The organism is Pseudomonas sp. MN1F (assembly GCF_009391885.1).
Classification (GTDB): domain Bacteria; phylum Pseudomonadota; class Gammaproteobacteria; order Pseudomonadales; family Pseudomonadaceae; genus Aquipseudomonas.
On record NZ_VZII01000008.1, the window covers coordinates 114,054 to 138,225 of the forward strand.

The window sequence follows — 24,172 nt, forward strand, 5'->3', positions numbered from 1 at the left end:
GTCAGCTGTGCGCCGTCGACCAGTCCACCCAGCCGAACTGCCAGGTCGCCAGAATCAGCAGACCAAAGACGATGCGGTACCAGGCAAAGGCCGCGTAGCTGTGGTTGGCGATGAACTTCAGCAGCGCGCGAACGGCAATCATCGCGAAGATGAACGAAGTCACGAAGCCGAGGGCGAATACCGGCAGGTCGCTCGGCTCGAACAGGTGGCGGTATTTGTAGCCCGAGTACACCGCCGCACCGACCATGGTCGGCATCGCCAGGAAGAACGAGAACTCGGTAGCTGCCTTGCGCGACAGGCCGAACAGCAGGCCGCCGATGATGGTGGAACCGGAGCGCGAGGTGCCCGGGATCATCGCCAGGCACTGCACGAAACCGATCTTCAGGGCATGGGTCCAGCGCATGTCGTCGACGTGGTCGACTGCCACGGTGTGCTGGCGACGTTCGGCCCAGAGCATGATCACGCCACCAATCACCAGCGCCGTGGCCACGGTGATCGGGTTGAACAGGTATTCGTGAATCAGGTCGGCGAACAGCACGCCCAGCACCACCGCCGGCATGAACGCCAGCAACAGGTTACCGGTGAAGCGCCGAGCCTTCGGCTGGCTGGCCAGGCCGAACACCACTTCGAGGATCTTGCCGCGGAACTCCCACACCACCGCAAGGATCGCCGCCAGTTGAATGATGATGTTGAACGCCATGGCCCGTTCGCCGCCAAACCCGATCAGGTCGGCGACGATGATCTGGTGACCGGTACTGGAAATGGGCAGAAACTCCGTGAGCCCCTCGACCACACCTAAGATGATTGCCTGGAAGGCAGTCCAAAAATCCATTATTCCCCCGATGAAGCACTGCTGCTTGCAGGCCTCTTGTTCTTGGTTTGCTTGTGATTACCGCTCGCGGCGCGGCCTTTTTACAGCGACTGCCGGCGCCGGCGCCAGTGGAAAAGTTCACCCTGGCTAAAGGTTTCATCTTGCCCGGCCGAGATCCTATCAAAGCGGCAAGGCAAAGGCTCGTGCGGCCGTGGCAGAGTAGCCGATAACTAGCACTTAGCCATTAGTCGAGTGCCTGCCGCCAGCAAAGCGTGTTTGGATGCACCTGAATAAAAAGAACAATGCAGGAGTGGGTTCGATGAAGGCATTGCGGTCGATGTCGATCAGCCGTCGTCTATGGCTGATTCTGGTGGTTGCGGTGGGCATGCTGGTGGTGCTCGGCCTGCTGATGCTGCGCCAGATCCATGGCGACTTGTACCAGGCCAAGGCGGAAAAGACCCGCCACGTGGTGCAGACCGCCGCTGGCGTGCTGGCCTATTACCAGGGCCTGGAGGCCGCCGGTACGCTCAGCCGCGAGGCAGCCCAGCAGCAGGCCCTGCAAGTGGTGCGGGCGCTGCGCTACGACCAGAACGACTATTTCTGGATAAACGACCTGGGGCCGAAGATGATCATGCATCCGGCCAACCCCAAGCTCGATGGGCAGGACCTCTCCGCCATTCGCGACCCGGACGGCTTCGCCGTGTTCAACGAGATGGTTGCCCTCGCCCGCACCCAGGGCGCCGGCCCGGTCGACTACCGCTGGCCCAAGCCGGGCGCCAGCGAGCCGGTGGCCAAGACCTCCTATATCCAGCTGTTCAAACCCTGGGGCTGGATCATCGGTTCTGGCGTCTATGTCGACGATGTGCAAGCCGAATTCGCCCGCCAGTTGCGTGATGCCTCGCTGGTAGGCCTGGCCATCGCCGTGCTGATGGCCCTGGTGGTCATGCTGATCGCCCGCAGCATTGCCCGCCCCCTGCAGGAAGCGGTGCAGGCCATGGGCAACATCGCCAGCGGCGAAAGCGACCTGACCCGCCGCCTGGACACCCACGGCCGTGACGAGATCACCTGCCTGGGCCAGCACTTCAACCAGTTCAACGGCAAACTGCAAGGGGTGGTCGGCCAGCTTCAGGGCGCGGCCCACGCCCTGGCGCAGTCGGCCGGGCACGTCGGCGACAATGCCGGCGCCGCACAGCAGCGCAGCGCCCAGCAGTCCCTGCAGATGGACCAGGTGGCGACGGCGGTCAACGAAGTGACCTACGCCGTGCAGGACGTGGCCAAGACCGCCGAACAGGCGGCCGGTGAGATGCGCGCCGCGCAGCAGCAGGTGGAGCACGGCCAGCAGGCCATTCACGGCAGCCTGCAGCAGATCGACCGCCTCTCGGCGACCATCGACCAGGCCGTGCAGGTGATCCGTGATCTGGCCGGGCACAGCACCAAGATTGGCGGTGTGCTGGAGGTGATCCGCGCCATCGCTGAACAGACCAACCTGCTCGCCCTCAACGCTGCCATCGAAGCGGCTCGCGCCGGCGAACAGGGCCGCGGCTTCGCCGTGGTCGCCGACGAGGTACGCCTGCTGGCGCAACGTACCGCGCAGTCGACGGCCGAAATCCACACCATGATCGAGCACCTGCAAGGCCAGTCCGATGCCGCTGTCAAAGCCATCGACACCAGCAGCGAGGCCTCGCGCCAGACCGTGCAGCAAGCCCGTGAGGCCGGTTCCAGCCTCAATGCCATCAGCCAGGCGCTGCACAGCCTCACCGCCCTCAACGCCTCGATCGCCAGTGCCACCTTGCAGCAGTCGCATGTGGTCGAGGAAATCAACCGCAATGTGCTGGACACCGCCGGCTTGTCGCAACAGACCGCCGATGCCGCACGCCAGTCCAGCGACGCCGGCATGGCCCTGGGGCAACTGAGTCAAGAGCTTGAACAGCTATTGCGCCAGTTCCGGGTCTGAACCGGCTGTCATCACCGGCCCGTGAGCGGGCCGGTGCGGGGTACGCGCTACACCTCCCGTCCTGCACAAGCTACAATCGCCGCCCTTTGCCAACCAAGGATCGCCGATGTCCGGCCTCGAACTCATCGCCGCCGTGCTCGGCGTCACCGCCGTGTGGCTTACCGTCAAACAGAACGCCTGGTGCTGGCCAATCGGCCTGGTCATGGTGCTGATCTATGGCTGGCTGTTCTACGAGGTGAAGCTGTACTCGGGCATGCTGCTGCAGCTGGCCTACGCCGTGCTGCAGCTGTACGGCTGGTGGCAGTGGAAGCGCCCGGACCGGGTCGAGGACGCTCGCCAGGTCTCGCGCCTGCCAACCCGGGCGCTGCTCGGCGGCTTGCTGGCGGGGCTGCTGCTGAGCGTGGCACTCGGTGCGGCGATGGCCGGCTGGACCGATGCCGCCCTGCCCTGGCTGGATGCCACGTTGACCGGTTTCAGCCTGGTCGCGCAACTGTGGATGGCGCAGAAGCGCGTGCAATGCTGGCCACTGTGGATCGTGGTGGATGTGGCCTATGTCGGCCAGTACCTGCACCAGCAACTGTATTTCACGGCCGGTTTTTTTGCCGTACTGACCCTGATCGCGGTCCGCGGGTGGCTGGAATGGCGCCGTGACCCGGCCCTGGTGCAAGCATGAAAGTCCTGGTGCTGTGCGGCCCCGAATCCAGCGGCAAAAGCTGGCTAAGCGGTGAAATCCAGGCGCATTTCGGCGGTATCGTGGTGGCCGAATACGTGCGCCACTTCATCGACCAGGAGCGCCGCGACACCTGCTATGCCGATATCCCCACCATCGCCCGCGGCCAACTGGCCTGGGAAGACCAGGCCCGCCAGCAGGCACCTGAGCTGTTGATCCTCGATACCCACCTGCTCAGCAACATGCTGTGGAGCCGCGCCCTGTTCGGCGCTTGCCCGCCCTGGCTGGAGCAGGCTTTGCTTGCCCGTCATTACGACCTGCACCTGCTGCTCAGCCCGCAAGGGGTGGGCTGGGTCGCCGATGGTCAGCGCAGCCAGCCGGCGCTTGCCGACCGCCAGGTGTTTTTCGACGACAGCCGCCGCTGGCTGGAGCGCCATGGGCAACCGCTGCAGCTCATCGAAGGTGACTGGCCGCAACGCAGCGCGACCGCCCTGCTAGCGGTTCAGGGGCTGCTGCAAGGAAAACCCCCGCTCTGCCCCACCGAGTGTTAACCCCATGACACACCCGACTTAGGCCAAGCCCCCGTTTCTGCGGGCTCCCAGCCATTTGTGGGGGCAGTGTCAAGGTTGTGAAACATTCGTGAAAAACGCCCTTCGGCTAACGCAAATGCCGGGCCAAACGCCCATTCACCGAAAACCTGTCTCAGCGCTGTTACAGCAAATTGCAAGCTAGTTCAGGCAATGCGCTCAACCTACTGATTTTCAACAGTTATCCAAATACGGCACGGCTTTCGCTCTCCTCCTTCGCACCGCTGCACAAGACCAGCGCACGAAGAAGGAGTAGCCGTCATGGGGAAACTGGATAGAGGCGTCTTTCGCCTGCTGCTGGTCAGTTGTGCACTCGGTTCGGCGCTGCCCGCACAGGCCGATAACGGCATCATCGTGATCACCCGCGATGTGCAACCGCGCATGGCCATTCGTGCGCCCCTGGCGCCCGACCCCTACCCCACCACCGCCAATGCCAACCCCGCCCCGCAAGTGCTCAAGCAGACCAACGAGTTGAGCGATGGCGACTTCGCCAGCATCACCAGCGGCACCGGGATTTCCTCGCTGATCACCCAGCAGACCGACAACCTCGGCGGCCACATCGGAAACCAGACGCAGCTGTCGAACCAGGCAGCAGGCCGAGGCACCGGTTCGGGCAACGGCATTTCCAACATGGTCAATTCGAGCGTCCAGCGCGGTCTTGCCCCACTGCAGATCCTCACCGGAGGCAAATGACATGAGGCAGACGCTGTTTATCCTGGCCCTGTTGAGCAGTGCCTCGGCGCTGGCGCAATCACCAATACCCTCGCCGGTCCCGGTGATCAACGACGCCACCATCGACAATTCCGGCGCGCAGTACCAAGGCAACTTCAGCGTCAACCAGGCCGCAGGCGATGGCCAGCAACAAGCCAACGCCCGGGCAATCGCCACCGGCCACGAGGCCGCCGCGACCACGCAGATCCGCCAACGCCAGCTGTCGATTGTCGACCCCAACATGGGCGCCAGCGCCAGCATCCAGGGCAGTGCCTTCAGCCATGGCAGCGGCGCATTGGGCGTCAACCAGAGCGCCGGCGCTGCCACCCAGCAGGCCAATGCCCTGCGCATCAGCATCAGTACACAACCGCAAAGCATCGATGACAGCGTCCTGCTGCAACAGAACGTGGCGCTGATCAACAGCTCCGATCCATCTGATACCTCACCCGGCTATCGCCATGTCACCACCGGTGACCAGGCATTCACCGGTAGCCGCGGGGTCATCCAGCTGAATCAGAGCGCCGGGGTGGGCAACCAGACGGCAAACACCCTGAGCGTAAGGGTCGCGAACTGACCCAGATCCAGATAGGTACAGGTAAGAACAACACTTAACCTAAAGACGGAGAAACACCATGAAACCCTCGATGGCAATCAAGCCTCTGGTTTTCGCAATTGCTGCGGTCATGGCTGTTGCTGCACAAGCGGATCAGAATAATCGTCGCGGACACGACAACCACAATAACCACCACCGGCAAATGGACAAGGCGGTCTACACCAACGCCTCTGCCACTGCCACTGATTCCCAAAGAAGCACTGGCAACACCATCACTAACCAAGGCACCATCAACGAAGCCGAGATGAGCAGCTCCGGTGCTGGCGCCAGCGGCAACGTGGGCGTCAACGTGGCGGCCGGTAACGGCAACCAACAGGACAACGCCGCGGCTATTGCCAACACTTCGTCCAACAATGCCGACATCGACAACAGCTTCGTCTTCGGCACCGCCACCGCGAACGCTGAAGTGACCCAGCGCAGCAACAACAACACCGTCCGCAACTGGTCGACCCAAAGCTCCGCCGTCATGAGTGGCTCGGCCGACGGCAGCAGCGGCAACATTGGTATCAACATTGCTGGCGGCGACTTGAACCAGCAGAAAAATACCATGGCCATCGCCAACAACGCCGCGCCTATCGGTAACTCCAGCGCCACTGCTTCGGCCGATCAGAACGGCCCTGGCCTGACGGTGGACAACCGTGCCGACCGCACCTACCGGGTCGATACGCTGACCTTTACCACTTCTTCGAGTGGTTCGGCTTCGCGTAGCGGTTCGTTCGATGCCAACGTCGACAAGAGCTCCAGTTCGAGCTACAGCGCATCGGGCAGCCAGAGTGCCAGCGCCAGCGGCAGCAAAAGCAGCAGCGCCAGCGGTTCTACCAGCATGACCGCCAGCGGCTCCAACAGCAGCAGCTCCAGCGGCAGCAACAGCATGAATGCCAGTGGTTCCAACAACTGGGCTGCAAACGGAAGCTCTAGCCGCGACCACAGCTCGTCGTCCAACACCACGGTCAGCGCATCGCTCGATGCCAACGCCAATGGCAGCGCGTCGTCGTCGGAAACCTTCGGCAACTTCACCCGCTCGCGCAGCTCCGACTTCGATGCATCGCTCAGTGCTTCGCTCGATGCATCGGTTGACAAGTCGCATCAGTCGGCCAGCAACTCGTCGTTCGACAAGTCGCTGAGCTCGTCCTTCGACAGAGCCTATGACTCTTCGTATGACCGTAGCCATGACTCGTCCTATGACAAGTCTCGCGATACCTCCTACGAGAAGGCCAACGCATCGGCATGGGAAAAAGCCAGTGCATCGGCCTACGAGAAAGCTGGCGAGAAAGCGTCGCAATCCTCGGACAGCATCTCGAAGAGCTTCAGCGAGTCTAGCGAGTATGCCCTGAGCAACACCGTATCGTTCCAAGTGCTGACCCCGACCGGCTGGGCCAACCCTGTGACCAACACCGCCACCCTGAGTGGCTCGGTGAACGGTGGCAGCGGCAACCTGGGCGTGAACGTGGCGGCAGGTGTCGGCAACCAGCAAAGCAACTCGCTGGCCATCTCCAACACCTCGATGTAACCACTGCGGTCTGGAGGCTCCCTTCGGGGAGCCTCTTTCTAACAAGAAAAGGCAGGGGGCGTCGAACATGCGCATTATCGCCTTGGCAATTCTGCTGTGCATCGCCAGTGTCGGCGAAGCCTCGCAGATGCCGTTGTCCGTGCTGCCGGGTGGTGCGGTGATCTACAAACCGGTCCAGAGCATCCGCGAGCGCAAATTCGCCGACCTGGTCCAGCAAAAAACCGACTTCAGCTGTGGTGCGGCATCCCTGGCGACCATCCTGCGCCAGGCCTACTGGCTGGACGTGGATGAAACCCAGGTCATCGAGGGCATGCTGGCCCACGCCAACGAGGATCTGGTCCGTACGCAAGGCTTCTCGATGCTCGACATGAAAAAATATGTGGAAAGCCTGGGCATGCGTGCGCGCGGCTACAAGGTAGCCCCCGACACCCTGCACAGCATCCGCATCCCGGTGGTCGTGCTGATGGACATCCGCGGCTACAAGCACTTCGTGGTGATGCAGAAGGTCGACCGAGGCTGGGTGTACATCGGTGACCCGGTGCTAGGCCACAAACGCTTCAAGCTCGACGATTTCGTCAAAGGCTGGAACGGCATCATTTTCGCCGTCATCGGCAAGGGCTATGACAAGAACAACATCCTGCTCGACCCACCGCTGCCGCTGAGCGCGAAGAACCGCATCAGTAATTTCACGCCGGTGCCGGACGCGGAGTTGATGGACTTCGGTTTCATTCAAAGCGACTTCTTCTAACGACTTTCTTTCAATGACGTAGGGCAAGACGCTCAGGGAGCACCCATGAAGACTTCCCTCTGGCTGGCAGTGGTTTGCCTGGCCGCCAGCCTGCCAACCCATGCAGAAACGTTCAAACCGATCGAATTGAAGGATCAGGAGCTGGCCAACCTGCGCGGCCGCTACGTGATGCCAGGGCGGATCGTGAGCTTTGGCATCGTCATGACCAGCACCTGGCAGAACGCCAACGGCGAAGTGATTGGCGCGACTTCGGCGATGCAGGTTCAGCAATCGACCATCAAGCCGCAGTTCTATGTCTCGATGATCAATGAAAAAGGCACGGGCAGCTCACAGACCAGCAGCACCGGCACCGGCACCGTAAGTGGCGGCAGCGGGCTCAACACCACCCAGGGCGTGACCCAGGTGGTACGTGCTGCCGGTGACTTCAACACGGCCAACAACAATGTCGACATCAACGTCAGCAAAGGCAACGAAGCGCCCGCCGGGCAACCGCAGGGCCAGGCCCTGGCTGCTGGCTCCACACTGGTCGGGAGCAACGGCGCGGGCTCGTTGAGCGTGTCGTCAACAGGTACTGGCGTGCAGATGAATATCGTCGCCAACGGCAACCAGGGCAATTCTACGCAAAGCCTGGGCCAAGGTGGGCTGATGCAGAACACCACCCTGCTCGGTGCCAGCAACCGTGTCAGCAACCTGACATCACTCAATGTGGTGCTGCGCGACAGTGCGCCCATGGCAGGTTCGGTGAGCGCCAATCTTGAGCAGCTCAAAGGCATTCGCAATCTCGGATACTGATCTACGCTCAAGTCTCATCGTATATGTAGTCAGAAGGGACGGCTAACCATGCACCGTTTGTTGACGTTCAGAGCTATCGTTTGTTTGACAACACTGGCCCCGGCCACTCTGCTACAGGCGGCAACCGACCCTCAGGTCGAAGCACTCAAACAGGAACTGATTGCGCTGAAACAGCGCTACGAAGCCCAACAGAACGCACTGATGGTGCTTGAACAGCGGCTCAAGCAGGTCGAGGAGGCCCCCGCACAGCCGCAACCGAAGCGCCTGACCAAGTCCCCCGCCGAGGGGGTGAAAGGCGGCCAGACCGTGGCCACCGGCACACCAGGCAGCAGCGGTGCCTCTTACGGGCAGTCATTGCAGGACAACTCGGAGCCGGCGCAGAGCGTGTCCAACCTGTATGACGAAGCCAGCGGCTTCTTCGGTGGCGGCAAGTTCAGCGTCGAAACCGGGCTGACCTACACCCATTACGACACCCGCGCCCTGGTGCTCAACGGGTTTCTGGCGCTGGACTCGATCTTCCTCGGCAACATCAACATCGACCGCATCAAGGCGGACAACTGGACCCTGGACCTGACGGCGCGCTACAACGTCGACCAGCGTTGGCAGTTCGACATCAACGTGCCCATCGTCTACCGCGATTCCACCTACTCGTCCGGTGGGGCAGGCGGCGCTGCCGGCACCACGTCCGACGCATCGGTTACCCGCGACCCGACCATCGGCGACGTCAACTTCGGTATTGCCTACAAGTTCCTCGACGAGTCGGAGACCTGGCCAGACGCCGTTGCCACCTTGCGCGTCAAGGCGCCAACCGGCAAGGACCCATACGGCATCAAGCTGCAACAGGTGGCGGGCAACGACAACCTGTCGGTGCCTGAGGACCTGCCGACCGGCAACGGTGTGTGGGCCATTACCCCAGGCATCTCGCTGGTCAAGACCTTCGACCCGGCCGTGCTGTTCGGCAGCCTGTCGTACACCTACAACATGCAGGACTCGTTCAGCGACATAAGCCCGCAGGTCAATACCAAGGTGCCGGGGGACGTGAAACTGGGCGATTCCTGGCAGATCGGCGGTGGTATTGCCTTCGCCCTCAACGAGAAAATGAGTATGTCGTTCTCGGTCACCGATCAATTTGCCCGCAAGAGCAAGATCAGGCCTGACGGCAGCGATTGGCAATCGATCACCAACAGCGATTATAACGCGGCCAACTTCAACGTCGGCCTGACCTTTGCTGCCTCCAACAACCTGACAATCGTGCCGAACTTGTCGATCGGCCTGACAGACGATGCACCGGACTTTTCCTTCAGCCTGAAGTTCCCGTATTACTTCTGACATCCGGGGCGCATTGCGCCCCAATTGGTTACCAACCTTGTAGCCAACGGCTTTCCGGGTATCGGCCTGTTATCATCGCGCACAACTGTGTGACGATTTCATGGCAAGAAGGAAAGTTTTCGTGAAGAACCTGCAAGGCCCACCACGCACCCGGCTGCTCGCCCTGGCAACACTGGTGCTGGTGATCCCTCTGGTTGTGCGCGCGGTGCTGGGCTGGTCCAGCCCGTATGGCTATCTGTCGGACCTGGCGCTGGGCAGCCTGCTGATATTGCTGTTGCAGCGCCGCACGTGGTGGCTGGCGCTGCCGGTGCTGCTGGCCTGGGCCGCGCTGTGGGTGGCTTCGGCGGAGCTGGTCAGCGCCGTTGGCAGGCTGCCCAACAGTGCCGACCTGAGCTATCTGTTCGACCCGCAGTTCATGGAGAACTCCACGGGCGGCGGCCTGGCCCATGCCTGGTTGCCCCTGTTGCTGGCAGGCGGCCTGCTGGCCTGGCTGGGGAGCGCCTGGCGCAGCCGCAAGCAGCCTGGCGCGAAGTTCGCGCGCAAGGCCTGGGCCATCCCGGCGCTGCTGTTCGCTGCCCACTGGGGCAGCCAGCACCTGGCGCCCAGCGACGCTGACCAGTGGCGCCAATACAACCTTGCTCATCAGTTGCTGTCCGCCACCGCCAGTGACCTGCAGCGCCAGGCCCAGTACTGGGCCGGTCAGGCGCCCACGGTCACACCGCTGCCAAGTGCCGGCCTGACCCAGCATGACCTGAGCGGGCAAAAGCTGCTGGCAGCGCCAGGCCGTGCCCGCAACCTGCTGGTGATTACCCTGGAAGGCATCCCGGGCGCTTATGTGCGCCCCAACCGCCAGGCCCTGCACAGCCGTTTTGACGAAGAGCTGATGCCCAAGCTCAGCCACTGGGCGGAACGTGGCATGAACACCCCGGACTACGTATTGCATACGCACCAGACCATCCGCGGCTTGTATGCGATGCTGTGCGGCGACTACGACAAGCTGGCCAACGGCACGCCGAAGGGGGTCGAACTGCTCACCCAGCAGCAGCGCAACCAGGCCTGCCTGCCGGCACAGCTGCGCCAGGCCGGCTTCACCACTCACTACCTGCAAGGTGCGGGCCTGCGCTTCATGGCCAAGGACCGGATCATGCCGCATATCGGCTTTGACTCGGTGCACGGGCTGGAGTGGTTCAGCAACCAGAACTACCTGGAATTCCCTTGGGGCAAGGACGATCGGGCCTTCTTTGAAGGCGCCCTGGATTACGTCGGCCAGTTGCGCCAGCAAGACCACCCGTGGATGCTCACCTTGCTGACCGTGGGCACCCACCAGCCCTACTCCGCTCCCGACGACTATCTGCAGCGCTACGACAGCGCCAAGCAAGCGGCGGTCGCCTACCTTGATGATGCGATCGGCGCCTTCCTCGACAACCTCGAACGCCAGGGCGTACTCAAGGACACCCTGGTGGTGATCACCTCGGACGAATCCCACGGTATCGATGGTGTTCGCCTGGCCTCGTCCTGGGGCTTCAACCTGACCCTGGCACCGGAGCAGGCGCAACTACCGCGCATCAAGAGCGGTACCTACGGCCACATCGACCTGGCCACCTCCCTGCTCGACTACTTTGCCCTGCCGATCCCGGTCGCCCTTGGCGGGCGCTCGCTGTACCGCGATTACGACAGCGGCCGGGAGATGATTTCCTACACCAACGGCATGCTGCGCTACCACGATGGCAAGGGCATCTTCACTGAATGCGACTTCCAGCAGCGCTGCCGTCGCTACGACAGCCCGGGGTTCATCGCCGATAAGGCCCGCTACCTCGGCCCTGGCGACAGCAGCCTCGGCGCACAGATCGGCGCGCTGGCCGGTGTGCTCGACCAGTCCCTGCTGCAGACGCCGCTGAACCTGCGTTACCAGTTCGGTGGCCCGTCCGCCATTCAGTTGCAAGCGCGCATCCGCGATGACTGGGCAGACAACCTGATCGGCGCGCAGTATCTGGAAATGCCCGAGGGTTCGCACACTCGGGTGCGGGTCAAGGTGCGCTCGCTGGACCCGCAGCACGCGGCCTACATCCAGCTCAAGGCCAAGGAGCTGGAGCAGGACGTGCCGCTGGGGTTGCCCGAGGAGATCCGGGTGACAGCCGAGCAACCGCTGGAAATGGAATTCGGCTTCGATAACCCGACGATGCGCAAGGCGTTTTCGTTCCACTTGCTCGGTTACGGTGGCGGCGAGGTCGAGGTCAGTGATTTCAGCGTAATTACCGCGCTACCGGGCGAGCAAGAGCCGCCTGAGGATTTGTCTGACGGGCATATCGCCCATTCCAGTTGATCAGCGGATCTGGTGCTTGTGCAGCAGCCGGTAGAACGTCGGCCGTGATACGCCAAGCACCTTCGCGGCAATACTCATGTTGTTGCTGTGCCGGTCCAACACATCGCACAGCGCCTGGCGCTCAGCCCGGTGCTTGTAGTCTTCCAGGGTGCCCAACGACTGCTCTTCCTGCTCCAGGCCCTGCAGGCCAAGGTCCTGGGCTTCGATCTGGCGCCCTTCGGCCAGCACCAGCCCACGCCTTACCCGGTTGGCCAGCTCACGTACGTTGCCTGGCCAGTTGTGGCGCCCCATCGCTGCCAACGCATGATCGCTGAATGACCGCGGCCTGCGGCCTGTTTCCAGGCTGTAGAAGTGCGAAAAGTGGTTGGCCAGCATCGACAGGTCGCCATGCCGGTCACGCAACGGGGCAGTCACCACCTGCAGCACATTGAGCCGGTAGTACAGGTCTTCACGAAAGCGCCCCTGTTCGATGGCTTTTTCAAGGTCCACATGGGTTGCCGCCAGTACCCGCACATCGACCGGTATCGGCTGGCTTCCACCTACCCGCTCGATGTGTTTTTCCTGCAGGAAACGCAGTAAGTTGGCCTGCAACTCCAGCGGCAGGTCGCCAATTTCGTCGAGGAACAAGGTGCCGCCATGGGCCGCCTCGATCCGCCCCACCTTGCGCTGATGGGCACCGGTAAAGGCACCTTTTTCATGCCCGAACAACTCGGACTGGATCAGGTTCTCAGGTATCGCCCCGCAGTTGATGGCGATAAACGGCATTTCGCTGCGCTGTGATTGCCGGTGCAACGTACGCGCCACCAGCTCCTTGCCGGTACCGCTCTCACCGCGGATCAGCACAGGGGATTCGGTAGGCGCCAGCTTGCCGAGCAACTTGCGCAATTCCAGGATCGGCCGGCTGTCACCGAGCAGCTCATGTTCCAGCCCATCCACCCTCACCGTGCCCTTGCCGCGCAAGCGGGCCATGCCGAACGCACGCCCCAGCGTCACCAGCACGCGGGAAAAGTCGAACGGCAAGGTATGAAAATCGAAAAACCACTCGCAGACAAAATCACCCACATTCTGCATGCGCAACTGCTCGGCGTTGAGCACGGCAATCCACTCGGTATTGCTGCGCTTGATCATGTCCTTGACCGCGTCCGGATGCCTCAGGTGCGAGGCCTGCAGGCGCAACACGCCGATATCGCAACGGTGCTCCAGGGCCTGATCCAGCCCACAGCTGTGAACCTCCCAACCGGCACTCTCAAGGCCGGGTAACAGACGGTGGCAATCGTCGCAGGGGTCGACGATGAGCAAGCGACGAAGAGCGGCAGTCTCGTGCATGACCGTTCCTTGGCGCCAATTGTTGGTTTTTTACGAGAAAACAGTAAGTTGCGGCGCCGAATTAACAGTAGCAACGAACTTGACGCTACCCACGACCGTCTGTCTGCCGGTTTCTGCACGGCCAAACCCGGTCGGGAATTTTTCATATTAATTGGCGTCACAGCCGGCGCTGGGAACAAAAAATGTGTAACCGGCAAAAAATTTACACGCGCTGTGTGACTTCACCCCTAACTTGGAGCATCAGTACGAGTAACCCCGCGCTGCGGATCGCGATAACACCTGAAGCGACGTAGCAGTTACGCGGACCTAATTTAGATGTTTGGGACCATAGAGAGACCGAACCATGAATGCACCGCTGCGTGTCAACGAGGCACTGCTGATTGCCGACCACGCGTTCGAACCCTTCCAGTGCGTTGCCTGGGATGCGCCCAACGGTACTGGCGAACTGAGCCTGGCGGTGATCGACCGGACCAGCACCCGTATCGGCAGCAAACAAGTATCGTCGCGTATCTATTCGGACCCTGCGCAATGGGCCAGCCTGATCGAGGAAGTGCGCGCCGAACTGTGCCAGAAAGGTTATGACCTGCAGCCTTGGTCAATGCCAAAGTAATAGCGCTGCGTCCTTGCAAGTGCGTGCCCGGCACGCACTTGCACAACTTCCCAATGGCCTGCCCGGCAACTTTCTTATTGCGACATAGTGTCGCGCCCCTCCCTTCCCGCCTAACTCACTCCGTGACCTTGAATTGCTCAAGATGCTGATAGACGGCTTGTAGTTGCGTGGCCAACTGTTGTGCCCGGCCCAGGCGAACTGGCGCCAATTCCATGTCCACCAACACGGTTGCGCAAGGCATGGGGTGCACGGCATTCCAGCGTTGCAGGCGACCATCGGTGAATACCAGGCAGCGCTGCATCTCATGGGGATGGGCTTTCTGCCGGGCCTGCAGCCAGCGCCGTGCCTGCTCAAGCGCCGCGATCAGCGGCGTGCCGCCGCCCGCACCCAAGGCTTGCAACCAGGGCTGCAGGCTTGCCGAAGCCTTGAGGCCATGGCGCTGCCATTGCGGTGTAGCACCGCTGGCCGTCAGCAGGGCAAGACGGGCGCGTTGCCGATAGGCCTGGTCGAACAACTCGGTCAGCAGGCCTTTGCACTGCACAAGGGCCTGATGGCGCCGCGTCGAAGCCGAAGCATCGACGATCACCAGCCACAGTTCATTGGCCTGGGCCTGGCGCTGCTGCCAGCAAAGGTCCTGGCGCAGCTTCGGGCGCCCCTTGAGCAAGGTCGGCAGCCAGGCCACCCGGCCAGAGGAAGCCGCACGAGGGCGGCCACGGCTGGCACCTGCCAGCTTACCGACACGGGGCATGGCATCCGCCGCCCTCAAACCTGGCGGGCGGATGCTCAGGGCTTTTTTGCCCAGTTCGGCACCTCTCGCCGCGCGCCGCTGCTCACGGGCTGCGCGGGTAGCGCGCCCCAATCGCCCTGCCCGCCCTCGCCCTGCCTGTCGCGGCCCTCCGCTGCACCGGGTGGCGCAGAGGCTGGCGCATCGGGCGCCGTACGCCGACGATGGCGCAAGGCGAATTCAGCCACAGCGTCGACATCCCCCTCTTCGATCACCTGGCCACCGCGCCAGGCGCAATGGGCACGGGCGGCGCGCAGCCAGACCAGGTCGGCACGCAGGCCATCGACGCCAGCGGCGAAACAACGCTCGGTGATCCAGGCCAGGGCTTGATCGTCCAGGGCAATCGCCGCCAGCCCTTGGCGCGCGGCCTGGCAGCGCTCGCGCAGTTGCGCCTGGGCACTGGCCCACTGCTCGCAGAACGCCTGCGGGTCGCTGTCGAAGGCCAACCGCCGGCGAATGATCTGCTGGCGCGCCGCCGGGGCTGGCAAGCCATCAAGCGCCACATTCAGGCCAAAACGGTCGAGCAGTTGCGGGCGCAACTCGCCTTCCTCAGGGTTCATGGTGCCGATCAGGACGAAACGGGCACTGTGCCGGTGGGAAATGCCGTCACGCTCGATGCGGTTGGTGCCACTGGCAGCCACATCCAGCAGCAGGTCGACCAAGGTGTCGGGCAGCAGGTTGACTTCATCGACATACAGCACGCCACCATCGGCCTGGGCCAGCACACCGGGAGAAAACTGCGCCTTGCCTTGGCCGAGCGCAGCATCCAGGTCCAGCGTCCCGATCAGACGCTCTTCACTCGCCCCCAGCGGCAAGGTCACGAACGGGCCCTCACCCAGCAGGTCGGCCAGGCCGCGAGCCAAGGTGCTCTTGGCCATGCCGCGCGGGCCTTCGATGAGCACACCCCCGATCTTCGGGTCGATGGCCGTCAGGCACAGGGCCAGTTTGAGGTCTTCGGCACCGACCACGGCTGCCAGTGGGAATTGTACGGGTTCACTCATTTCAAGCCTGTTCCTCGCCGTCGAGCAACTGTTCCTCAAGCGCCTCGCGATAATCACCTGGGGCTTCCCAAAGCCCACGCTGCTGGGCTTCCAGCAAGCGTTCGGTGAGGTCGCGCAGGGCCTCGGGGTTGTGCTCGCGCATGAAGTCGCGGGTCGCCGGATCGAGCACGTAGGCATCGGCCAGCGACTGGTAGTGATGATCATCGATCAGGTGCGTGGTGGCATCGAAGGCGAACAGGTTGTCGACGGTCGCGGCCAGCTCGAATGCGCCCTTGTAGCCATGGCGTTTCGCCCCGTCGATCCATTTCGGGTTCAGGGCACGGGCACGGATCACGCGGTTGAGCTCTTCCTTCAAGGTACGGATGCGCGGCCGGTCGACCTGGCTGTGGTCGCCGTGGTAACTGGCCACTGCCCCGCCAGACAAGGTCTCCGACGCCGCCAGCATGCCGCCCTGGAACTGATAGTAATCATTGGAATCGAGCAGGTCGTGCTCGTGGTTGTCCTGGTTCTGCAACACCGCCTGCACCTGGCCCAGGCGCCGGGCGAACTGGGCGCGCGCCGGGGTACCTTCATCGCTGGCACCGTAGGCGTAGCCGCCATGGTTGAGGTACACCTCGGCGAGGTCGTCACGGCTGTGCCACAGGCGGCCATCGATGGCGTTCTGCACGCCGGCACCGTAGGCGCCAGGTTTGGCCCCGAACACCCGCCAGCCGGCCTGGCGCGCCGCCTGTTCGGCCTCCACGCCCTGCGCCTGCAGGCTGGCGCGTTCGTCACGCACCCGTGCGGCCAAGGGGTTGAGGTCGTCCGGCTCGTCCAGTGCCGCCACCGCCTGCACCGCTGCATCGAACAGGCGGATCAGGTTGCCGAAGGCATCGCGGAAGAAGCCCGAAACACGCAGTGTCACGTCCACCCGTGGGCGGTCGAGCAGGCTCAGTGGCAAAATCTCGAAGTCGTCGACCCGCTGGCTGCCGGTGGCCCACACCGGGCGCACGCCCATCAGCGCCATGGCCTGGGCGATGTCATCACCACCGGTGCGCATGGTTGCCGTACCCCACACCGACAAGCCCAGCTGGCGCAGGTGGTCGCCGTGGTCCTGCAGGTGCCGTTCGAGGATCAGGTTGGCCGAGGCGAACCCCAGGCGCCAGGCCGTGGTGGTGGGCAGGTTGCGCACATCGACGGTGTAGAAGTTGCGCCCGGTGGGCAGCACATCCAGGCGGCCGCGGCTGGGTGCGCCGCTGGGGCCGGCCGGTACGAAACGCCCGGCCAGCGCGGCAAGCAGGCCATTGATTTCGGCAGCGCCGCACGCATCCAGGTCCGGCGCAACCTGCTCGCGCAGGGCGTTGATCACGTCGTGCACTGGCAGCCATTCGGGCTGTTCGGGCAGTGGCGCATGCCCCTCCAGTGCCTGCTCGATGATACCCAGCGCAAGCAACTCAAGGCGCTCACGGGTATCGCCACAGGTGCGCCACGCGTCCTCGCTCACGGCCTGCAGCAGCGCCGGGCGCGGGCCTGACCAGGCCTCGCCGAGGTCGCAGTCGAGAGGGTCGAAGCCCAGCGCCAGTGCCTTGGCCAGCGTGCGCAGCAAGCTGGCATTGCCGCCGCGGCCATCGCCACGCTCCACGCGCAGCAAGGCCAGCAAGGTATCGATGCGCAGGCGTGCCTGCGGCGACTGGCCGAATACATGCAGGCCATCACGAATCTGTGATTCCTTGAGGTCGCACAGGTAGGTGTCCAAGCGCGGCAGCCACACCGCGGCGTCGTCCAACTGGCCTTCCAGCTGCAACTCACGGTCGATATGGTTGGCCTTGACCAGCTCGAGAATGTCGCGCTGCAGCTCACGTGCGCGGCGCGGGTCGAGCAACTGGGCTTCGTAGAATTCGTCAGCCAGCTGTTCCAGGTGGCGCAATGGGCCATAGGTTTCGGCGCGGGTCAGCGGTGGCATCAGGTGATCGATGATCACCGCCTGGCTCCGGCGCTTGGCCTGGGCGCCTTCGCCCGGGTCGTTGACGATGAACGGGTAGATGTTCGGCAACGGGCCGAGCAACGCATCCGGCCAGCATTGTGCGGACAGGCCGACGCCCTTGCCGGGCAGCCATTCCAGGTTGCCGTGCTTGCCGACGTGGATGACGGCATCGGCAGCAAAGGCATGGCGCAGCCAGAAGTGAAACGCCAGGTAACCATGCGGCGGCACCAGGTCCGGGTCGTGGTACACCGCACTGGGGTCGACCTGATAACCCCGCGCCGGCTGGATGCCGACGAAGGTCAGGCCAAAGCGCAGACCGGCCACCATCAGGCGGCCAGCGCGGTACATCGGGTCCTGCTCGGGTGGCCCCCAGCGCTCCAGCACGGCCCGGCGGTTGGCCTCGGGCAGGCGTTCGAACGCCGCGTGGTAGTCCGCCAGGCTCAGGCTCTGGGCGCAAGGGCGCTGGTCGAGGTGTTCAAGGTCGTTGGTGACGCCGCCGAGCAACTGATGAATCAGCTGCGTGCCGCTGCCTGGCAGCTGCGCAAGTGGGTAGCCCTCGGCCTGCAGTGCCTTGAGGATGTTCAGGGCAGCAGCCGGCGTGTCCAGGCCCACGCCATTGCCGATGCGGCCATCGCGGGTCGGGTAGTTGGCCAGCACCAGGGCCACACGCTTTTGCTCATTGGGCAGGCGCGCCAGTTCGACCCAGCGCCGTGCCAGCTCGGCGACGAAGTCCATGCGCTCGGGGTGAGCGCGGTAACAGACCACATCGGACTGGCTGCGCTCGCTGCGCCAGGCCATGTCCTTGAAGCTCACCGGGCGGGTAATGATGCGCCCGTCCAGTTCCGGCAAGGCGATGTGCATGGCCAGGTCACGGGCACCGAGGCCCTGCTCGCTGGCCTCCCAACCGGGTTGGTTGTCCTGCGCGCAGATGGCCTGCAGCACCGGGATGTCACGACGGAACGGCCGCAAATTGGGGCGCTCCGGGCTGGACAGGGCAAAACCTGTGGTGTTGATCAACACCTCGGCGCCCACTTCGTCCAGCCAGGCCTCGACCTGCTCCAGGCAGGCGCTTTCCTTGAGGCTGGCCACCGCGATGGGCAGCGGGTTGAGCCCGGCTGCCAGCAAGCGCTCGCAGAACACGTCGATGAATGCGGTATTGGCAGCCTGCAGATGCGAGCGATAGAACAGCAACGGGGCCACCGGGTATTCGGTGTTCCACTGACTGTACCAATCCTCGAGCAGCGCGCCGGGTTTGCGCGGGTGATACACCGAAGTCCGCGGCAAAGGCTGCGGCTCGTCCCACGGGTAATCGCGCCCCAGCCACTGGTTGGCCAGGCATTTGAACAGGTTGACGGCATTGCGCTTGCCGCCCTGGCGCAGGTAATGCCAGAGGCGCTCGGCCGGCTCGCCGGTGACCGTGCCCAGGCCGGTAAGCTCTGGGTCCGGGCGGTCATCGCCGGGGACCAGGATCAACTGCACGCCCCGCGCCGCCAGCTCGACCAGCTGCTCGACGCCGTAGCGCCAGTAGCCGACGCCACCGTGCAGCGACACCAGGATCACCTTGGCATGGCGCAGGACCTCGTCGACATACAGGTCCACCGAGGCATGGTTCTGCACCTGCATCGGGTTGGCCAGGCGCAGGCTAGGGAAGTCGTCTGGCAATTGCTCGGCGGTTTCGGCGAGCAATGCCAGATGCGAATCGCCGCTGCAGAGAATCACCAGGTCGGCGGGGGTCTGGCCGAGATCGGCGATGCTGTCGTCCGGCACGAAGCCGCCGGGCTGGGTCCGCAGCAGGTGCATGGGTCAGGCGCCCAGGGCCTGGCGCAGGCGCGCTTCCAGTTGCACGGCATCGAGGTCCTGGCCAATCAGCACCAGGCGGGTGATGCGTGGCTCGTCGGCGCGCCAGGCGCGGTCGAAGTGCTTGTCGAAACGGGTGCCCACGCCCTGTACCAGCAGGCGCATCGGCTTGCCGGGGATGGCCGCGAAACCTTTGGCACGCAGGATGCCGAACTCCACCACCAGCTGGGTCAGGGCATCGAGCAGCAGGCTTTCGTCGGCTTCTGGCAGGTCGATGGAAATCGAGTCGAAGGCGTCGTGGTCGTGATCGTCATGATCGTCGCCGTCATGGTGGGAATCATGATGGGTACGACGGCCATCGATGTGCGCCTCGGCCTGCGCGCCCACGCCCAGCAGCACCTCCAGCGGCAGCCGGCCGCTGCTGGCTTCGATCACCTTGACTGCTGCTGGCAGCTCTTCGGCCACTTCGGCACGCACCTTGGCCAGGCCTTCGGCGTCGATCAGGTCGGCCTTGTTCAGCACCACCAGGTCGGCACTGGCCAGCTGGTCGGCGAACAGTTCGTGCAGCGGCGATTCGTGGTCCAGGTTGGGGTCGAGCTTGCGTTGCGCGTCGACCTGGTCCGGGTAGGCGGCGAAGGTGCCGGCGGCCACGGCCGGGCTGTCGACCACGGTAATGACTGCGTCGACGGTGCAGGCATTGCGGATTTCCGGCCACTGGAAGGCTTGCACCAAGGGTTTGGGCAGTGCCAGGCCGCTGGTTTCGATGAGGATGTGATCGAGATCGCCGCGACGTGCAACCAGTTCGCGCATGACCGGGAAGAATTCTTCCTGCACGGTGCAGCACAGGCAGCCGTTGGCCAGTTCATAGACGCGGCCGCTGGCTTCTTCCTCGGTGCAGCCGATGCTGCATTGCTTGAGGATTTCGCCGTCGATACCTAGCTCGCCGAATTCGTTGACGATGACCGCGATGCGGCGGCCTTGGGCGTTGTCGAGCATGTGGCGGAGCAAGGTGGTCTTGCCCGAGCCGAGGAAGCCGGTAACGATGGTGACGGGGAGCTTGGCCAGTGTTTTCATGTCGCGTTGCCCTTGGCAGGTTGGCGCGGGCACACGGGACGAGAGCCGCGGGCCAGGCCGGCCGGGCTTGTTCGCCACCGGATCACCCCGCCCGGTTGAAAGTCGAAATCGTCTCGAGGCAGGTCTCCTGGCTTGCACCGTGCCAGCGTTTCACAGATGAGAAACTGGCGGGATGACGCCTTCCCGCGCGTTGGCGCAGTGGCTGTGTCGATCCGTGGTCGGTGCCTACAGTTGCGGGGGCAGCCGCGGCTTGTACCGCGTTCCCGTCTTAGCTTCGGCATGGCCGAAGAACCTCGAAGTCGCAAGGCTACGCGGGGGGTGGCGGGTGGTCAACTGGCAGGTGTCCGCCGACAGCCCTCACTGCGCCCCCCAAAGGAACCCGCACCATCCCCTGCTGCCTGATCCATTACTGATATTTCAGCTTATCTATACAACACAAGCGCCCCACAACTGCTGCCCCCTCAACACGGAGCCGGCATGAAGAAAAACCCGCTAAGCCAACGTAAGGACGATCACCTGGATATCGTGCTGACCACCAACACCACCCCACATGGTGTGGACCCAGGCTGGTCAGCACTGCGCTTCGAACATTGCGCATTGCCGGAAATGGCTCTGGACGACATAGACCTCAGCACCAACCTGTTCGGCTGTGCGCTACACGCCCCACTGCTGATCAGCTCCATGACCGGAGGCGCCGAACGCGCGCGCTTCATCAACCAGCACCTCGCCGAAGCCGCCCAGGCGCTTGGCATCGCCATGGGCGTCGGCTCGCAGCGGGTGAGCCTGCGTAGCGGCCAGGACCAGGGCCTGACCGGCGAGCTCCGACGCCTGGCACCGGATGTGCCGCTACTGGCCAACCTCGGCGCCGCCCAGCTGCAAGAGACCGATGGCCTGGACCTGGCGCGCCGCGCCGTCGACACCCTGCAGGCCAATGCCCTGATCATCCACCTGAACCCGCTGCAGGAAGCCGTACAGCCTGAAGGCGACCGTGACTGGCGCGGGGTGCTGAAACGCATCGAGGCCCTGACCACCCAGCTGCCAACACCCGTGATCGTCAAAGAAGTCGGTGCCGGCATTTCACCCCGCGTGGCGCGCATGCTCTGCGACGTGGGCGTGGCCATGATCGACGTGGCCGGTGCCGGTGGCACCAGCTGGGCAGCGGTGGAAGCCGAGCGCGCCGGCAACGCCGCCGAGCGCGAGATCGCCCTGGCATTTGCCGACTGGGGCATCCCGACCGCGCAGTGCCTGCTGGCGGTGCGCCGCGCCGTGCCGGAAATCGGCCTGATCGCCTCCGGCGGCGTGGCCAACGGCGTCGATGCCGCCAAGGCCATTCGCCTCGGTGCCGACCTGGTAGGCCAGGCTGCCAATGTACTGAGCGCGGCGATGATCTCCACCCAGGCGGTGGTGGAACATTTCGATATTCTTTTGCGCCAGTTGCGTATCGCCTGCTTCTGTACCGGCTCGCGCAACCTTGCGCAACTGCGCCGGGCGCGCTTGCTGCCGAGCAACCTGACGCCGCCATGAAGCAGGCGGCTGTGGCATGATCAGCGCCTCCCTTCACGCTGGCCTTTCTGCATGCTGATCGACGAAGAACTGACCCTGAAAAAGCTCGAGACCTTCCTCGCCTTCATGCGCAGCGGCAACCTCGGCCGCGCCGCCGCCGAGCTGTCCACCAGCGCAGTCAGCGTGCACCGCGCCATCCACTCCCTGGAAAGCGCTCTGCGCTGCCCGTTGTTCAAGCACGAAGGCCGCCAGCTGATCCCGCTGGAAAGCGCCTATGTGCTGGAAAAGAAAGCCCGGCAACTGATCCAGGACGCCGAGCAGATGGTGCGCCAGACCCGCGAGGCCGCCGGTTTCTATGCCGAACGCTTTCGCCTCGGCGCGCTGTATTCGCTGACCGTCAAAACGGTGCCGAAGCTGGTGATGGGCCTGAAACTGCGGCGCAGCGAACTGAACATCGACCTGACCCTGGGCTCGAACGTCGACTTGCTGCAACGCCTGAAGAACCACGAACTGGAAGCCATCCTGGTGTCGCTGGACGAAAGCGCGGCGGACCCGGCCTGCGAGCAACTGCCGCTGTTCTCCGACGACATCTTCCTCGCCGTGCCCACCGATTCACCGTTCGCCGAACAGCAGGAAGTGGACCTGGCGGACCTGGCCGACTCCACCTTCATTACCCTGACCCAGGGCTTCGCCACCCACCGCGATGGCGCGCGGGTGTTCCAGCAGGCGGGGTTCGAGCCGAAGGTGGCCATGCAAGTGAATGACATCTTCACCCTGCTGAGCATGGTCAGCTCCGGGGTGGGGTTTGCCCTGCTGCCGGGGCGGATCGCAGCGGTTTACGAGAACCGCGTCAGACTGATACCGCTACAAGCCCGCTACCGCCTGCAGCAACATATCGGCGTGGTGTTCCTCAAGGCCCGGGAACGGGAGCCGAACTTACTGGCCTTGTTGGCTGAGTGCCGGATGTATAGCCGGCAAGCGCTTGCAGCTTATGACCAAGAAGATCGCAGTGGCGCAGAACACTCCGGGTGATGTACGAAAATCGGAACTTGACTCACCACACCAGGGCATCATTCGGCCACCTTCGGGTGACCATTTTTCATATTATTAATGCTCAAGTACCCGCTTTTCCGGATAGAATCTGTAGAAACTCTCTACAGCCCTTTCCCAACAACGAGTCAACTCATGAACATTCTCTTCCGCCCACAACTCAACTGCCTTTTTTGGATAGTTAGAATCCTCTTTATGCAAAGCTACTACGCGCTTACTATCAATATTCAGAACACACGAATTCCCGAGCCCTCGAATACAAACATTCTTATCTTTTGACGGATCTATACAGATGACGCCCGCATGTACAATTTCATGACGATGCCCAGGCTTTACGATTTCAAGTAATTGCTTATGCGCCGTGCCCGCAACACATTCTATCCCTGACTCAGACATAGCCTCTAGACCGTGCCGTTCGAAATCATAAGGAATATAATCGTTACCCACCTTGACATCGACTGCCTCAAGAAGGCCTGGCTGAACTGGTCCGAAATGTACGTACCACGTATGCTCTTTGGAACTATCCTTTTTCTTGAGAAGCCGCCGAAGCTCATCATCGGAAAGTCCGTCAATATCATGCATAGCGGATAAGCCCATGTACTTAACCCAGTGCTTTGGTGCCCCCACCAACTTGCACCATTTCTCGAAAGAAATTAGACCAGACGGCATCCCATCTACCATTTTGAAATCTGCAAGACTTCTAGCATCCAGAGAGAGACGGATTTTAGACTTATCTGATGTCAAATCATTACGCAACTCCCCCTGAACCCTTATGGCCTTTTCCGCCTGCTTTGCACTAATCCTTTTTGACTCTGTTGGCACTCCGGTACCTTTGGAGAACGGTAGGCTCGTGAACCACACTACGCCTTTTATAATCTGCCCAGTATGCAAATCAAGATGACCTTGAGACAAACTATCTGACAGCACTGCCTTAGCAAGTGACACTGACGTAAAATGATATAACTTCATGAACCCCTCAACTCAGCAATTTAAAAACATAGCAAGATCTATTGTAC

The 24,172-nt window shown here is 62.9% G+C and carries 20 protein-coding genes and 1 riboswitch; of the genes, 13 read left to right on the top strand and 7 right to left on the bottom strand.

The features are described 5' to 3' along the window. Window position 1: 1 nt before the first annotated feature. Window positions 2-832 carry an undecaprenyl-diphosphate phosphatase gene (locus tag F6X59_RS05185; protein WP_152955043.1) on the bottom strand — a complete coding sequence of 277 codons (831 nt, stop codon included), beginning with the start codon at window positions 830-832 and terminating at the stop codon, window positions 2-4. Between the two features lie 298 nt (window positions 833-1,130). Here F6X59_RS05185 and F6X59_RS05190 point away from each other — a divergent pair, with 298 nt between their 5' ends. The 10 genes from F6X59_RS05190 (at window position 1,131) to F6X59_RS05235 (ending at window position 12,048) form a co-directional block, all read left to right on the top strand. Further along, the gene (locus tag F6X59_RS05190) at window positions 1,131-2,765 is read left to right on the top strand and encodes a methyl-accepting chemotaxis protein (protein WP_152955045.1); all 1,635 of its coding nucleotides are present in this window, start codon (window positions 1,131-1,133) and stop codon (window positions 2,763-2,765) included. Window positions 2,766-2,871: 106 nt separating this feature from the next. After that, window positions 2,872-3,438 (top strand): nicotinamide riboside transporter PnuC, encoded by a 567-nt coding sequence (gene pnuC / locus F6X59_RS05195; RefSeq protein ID WP_152955047.1) that lies wholly within the window; start codon window positions 2,872-2,874, stop codon window positions 3,436-3,438. After that, window positions 3,435-3,986, top strand: coding sequence for an AAA family ATPase (locus F6X59_RS05200; protein WP_152955049.1), 552 nt, complete (start codon window positions 3,435-3,437; stop codon window positions 3,984-3,986). Before pnuC ends, F6X59_RS05200 begins: the two co-directional genes overlap by 4 nt. A 297-nt stretch (window positions 3,987-4,283) precedes the next feature. Continuing rightward, a complete protein-coding gene (locus F6X59_RS05205; protein WP_152955051.1) occupies window positions 4,284-4,715 on the top strand; it encodes a hypothetical protein in 432 nt (143 codons plus the stop codon). A gap of 1 nt (window position 4,716) precedes the next feature. Next, window positions 4,717-5,307: an adhesin gene (locus tag F6X59_RS05210; RefSeq protein ID WP_152955054.1), complete on the top strand. Its 591-nt coding sequence runs from the start codon at window positions 4,717-4,719 to the stop codon at window positions 5,305-5,307. 58 nt (window positions 5,308-5,365) lie between these two features. Continuing rightward, window positions 5,366-6,856, top strand: coding sequence for a heme utilization protein (locus F6X59_RS05215; RefSeq protein WP_152955056.1), 1,491 nt, complete (start codon window positions 5,366-5,368; stop codon window positions 6,854-6,856). Window positions 6,857-6,923: 67 nt separating this feature from the next. Continuing rightward, window positions 6,924-7,604: a C39 family peptidase gene (locus F6X59_RS05220; RefSeq protein ID WP_152955058.1), complete on the top strand. Its 681-nt coding sequence runs from the start codon at window positions 6,924-6,926 to the stop codon at window positions 7,602-7,604. A gap of 45 nt (window positions 7,605-7,649) precedes the next feature. Next, window positions 7,650-8,396 (top strand): hypothetical protein, encoded by a 747-nt coding sequence (locus F6X59_RS05225; RefSeq protein ID WP_152955060.1) that lies wholly within the window; start codon window positions 7,650-7,652, stop codon window positions 8,394-8,396. A 48-nt stretch (window positions 8,397-8,444) separates the two neighbouring features. Then, a complete protein-coding gene (locus F6X59_RS05230; RefSeq protein WP_152955062.1) occupies window positions 8,445-9,725 on the top strand; it encodes a hypothetical protein in 1,281 nt (426 codons plus the stop codon). 121 nt (window positions 9,726-9,846) lie between these two features. Then, window positions 9,847-12,048 carry an LTA synthase family protein gene (locus F6X59_RS05235; protein WP_372240307.1) on the top strand — a complete coding sequence of 734 codons (2,202 nt, stop codon included), beginning with the start codon at window positions 9,847-9,849 and terminating at the stop codon, window positions 12,046-12,048. Here F6X59_RS05235 and F6X59_RS05240 read toward each other — a convergent pair whose 3' ends face one another. Then, the gene (locus tag F6X59_RS05240; RefSeq protein ID WP_152955066.1) at window positions 12,049-13,374 is read right to left on the bottom strand and encodes a sigma-54 dependent transcriptional regulator; all 1,326 of its coding nucleotides are present in this window, start codon (window positions 13,372-13,374) and stop codon (window positions 12,049-12,051) included. It lies immediately after the preceding gene. A gap of 343 nt (window positions 13,375-13,717) precedes the next feature. Here F6X59_RS05240 and F6X59_RS05245 point away from each other — a divergent pair, with 343 nt between their 5' ends. Beyond that, a complete protein-coding gene (locus tag F6X59_RS05245; protein ID WP_027919312.1) occupies window positions 13,718-13,984 on the top strand; it encodes a hypothetical protein in 267 nt (88 codons plus the stop codon). 115 nt (window positions 13,985-14,099) lie between these two features. On the opposite strand, the gene F6X59_RS05250 is transcribed toward F6X59_RS05245, so the two are convergent. Genes F6X59_RS05250 through cobW form a run of 4 tightly spaced genes read right to left on the bottom strand, consistent with a single transcriptional unit; the run spans window position 14,100 to window position 20,603 of the window. Further along, window positions 14,100-14,732, bottom strand: a complete 633-nt coding sequence (locus F6X59_RS05250) for a VWA domain-containing protein (protein ID WP_152955069.1) — start codon at window positions 14,730-14,732, stop codon at window positions 14,100-14,102. A 35-nt stretch (window positions 14,733-14,767) separates the two neighbouring features. Further along, window positions 14,768-15,769, bottom strand: coding sequence for an ATP-binding protein (locus F6X59_RS05255; RefSeq protein WP_152955071.1), 1,002 nt, complete (start codon window positions 15,767-15,769; stop codon window positions 14,768-14,770). Window position 15,770: 1 nt separating this feature from the next. Next, window positions 15,771-19,532, bottom strand: coding sequence for a cobaltochelatase subunit CobN (gene cobN / locus F6X59_RS05260; protein WP_152955073.1), 3,762 nt, complete (start codon window positions 19,530-19,532; stop codon window positions 15,771-15,773). 3 nt (window positions 19,533-19,535) lie between these two features. Beyond that, complete coding sequence (gene cobW / locus F6X59_RS05265; protein WP_152955075.1) at window positions 19,536-20,603, bottom strand: cobalamin biosynthesis protein CobW; 1,068 nt, start codon at window positions 20,601-20,603, stop codon at window positions 19,536-19,538. A 99-nt stretch (window positions 20,604-20,702) separates the two neighbouring features. Further along, a riboswitch (cobalamin riboswitch) is annotated at window positions 20,703-20,914 on the bottom strand. A gap of 166 nt (window positions 20,915-21,080) precedes the next feature. On the opposite strand from cobW, the gene fni reads away from it, so the two are divergent. Both fni and F6X59_RS05275 read left to right on the top strand, forming a co-directional pair. Beyond that, window positions 21,081-22,127 (top strand): type 2 isopentenyl-diphosphate Delta-isomerase, encoded by a 1,047-nt coding sequence (gene fni, locus F6X59_RS05270; RefSeq protein ID WP_152955076.1) that lies wholly within the window; start codon window positions 21,081-21,083, stop codon window positions 22,125-22,127. A 51-nt stretch (window positions 22,128-22,178) separates the two neighbouring features. Continuing rightward, window positions 22,179-23,138 (top strand): LysR substrate-binding domain-containing protein, encoded by a 960-nt coding sequence (locus tag F6X59_RS05275; RefSeq protein ID WP_152955078.1) that lies wholly within the window; start codon window positions 22,179-22,181, stop codon window positions 23,136-23,138. A 75-nt stretch (window positions 23,139-23,213) separates the two neighbouring features. Here F6X59_RS05275 and F6X59_RS05280 read toward each other — a convergent pair whose 3' ends face one another. Further along, the gene (locus tag F6X59_RS05280; protein WP_152955081.1) at window positions 23,214-24,125 is read right to left on the bottom strand and encodes a hypothetical protein; all 912 of its coding nucleotides are present in this window, start codon (window positions 24,123-24,125) and stop codon (window positions 23,214-23,216) included. Between the last annotated feature and the right edge of the window lie 47 nt (window positions 24,126-24,172).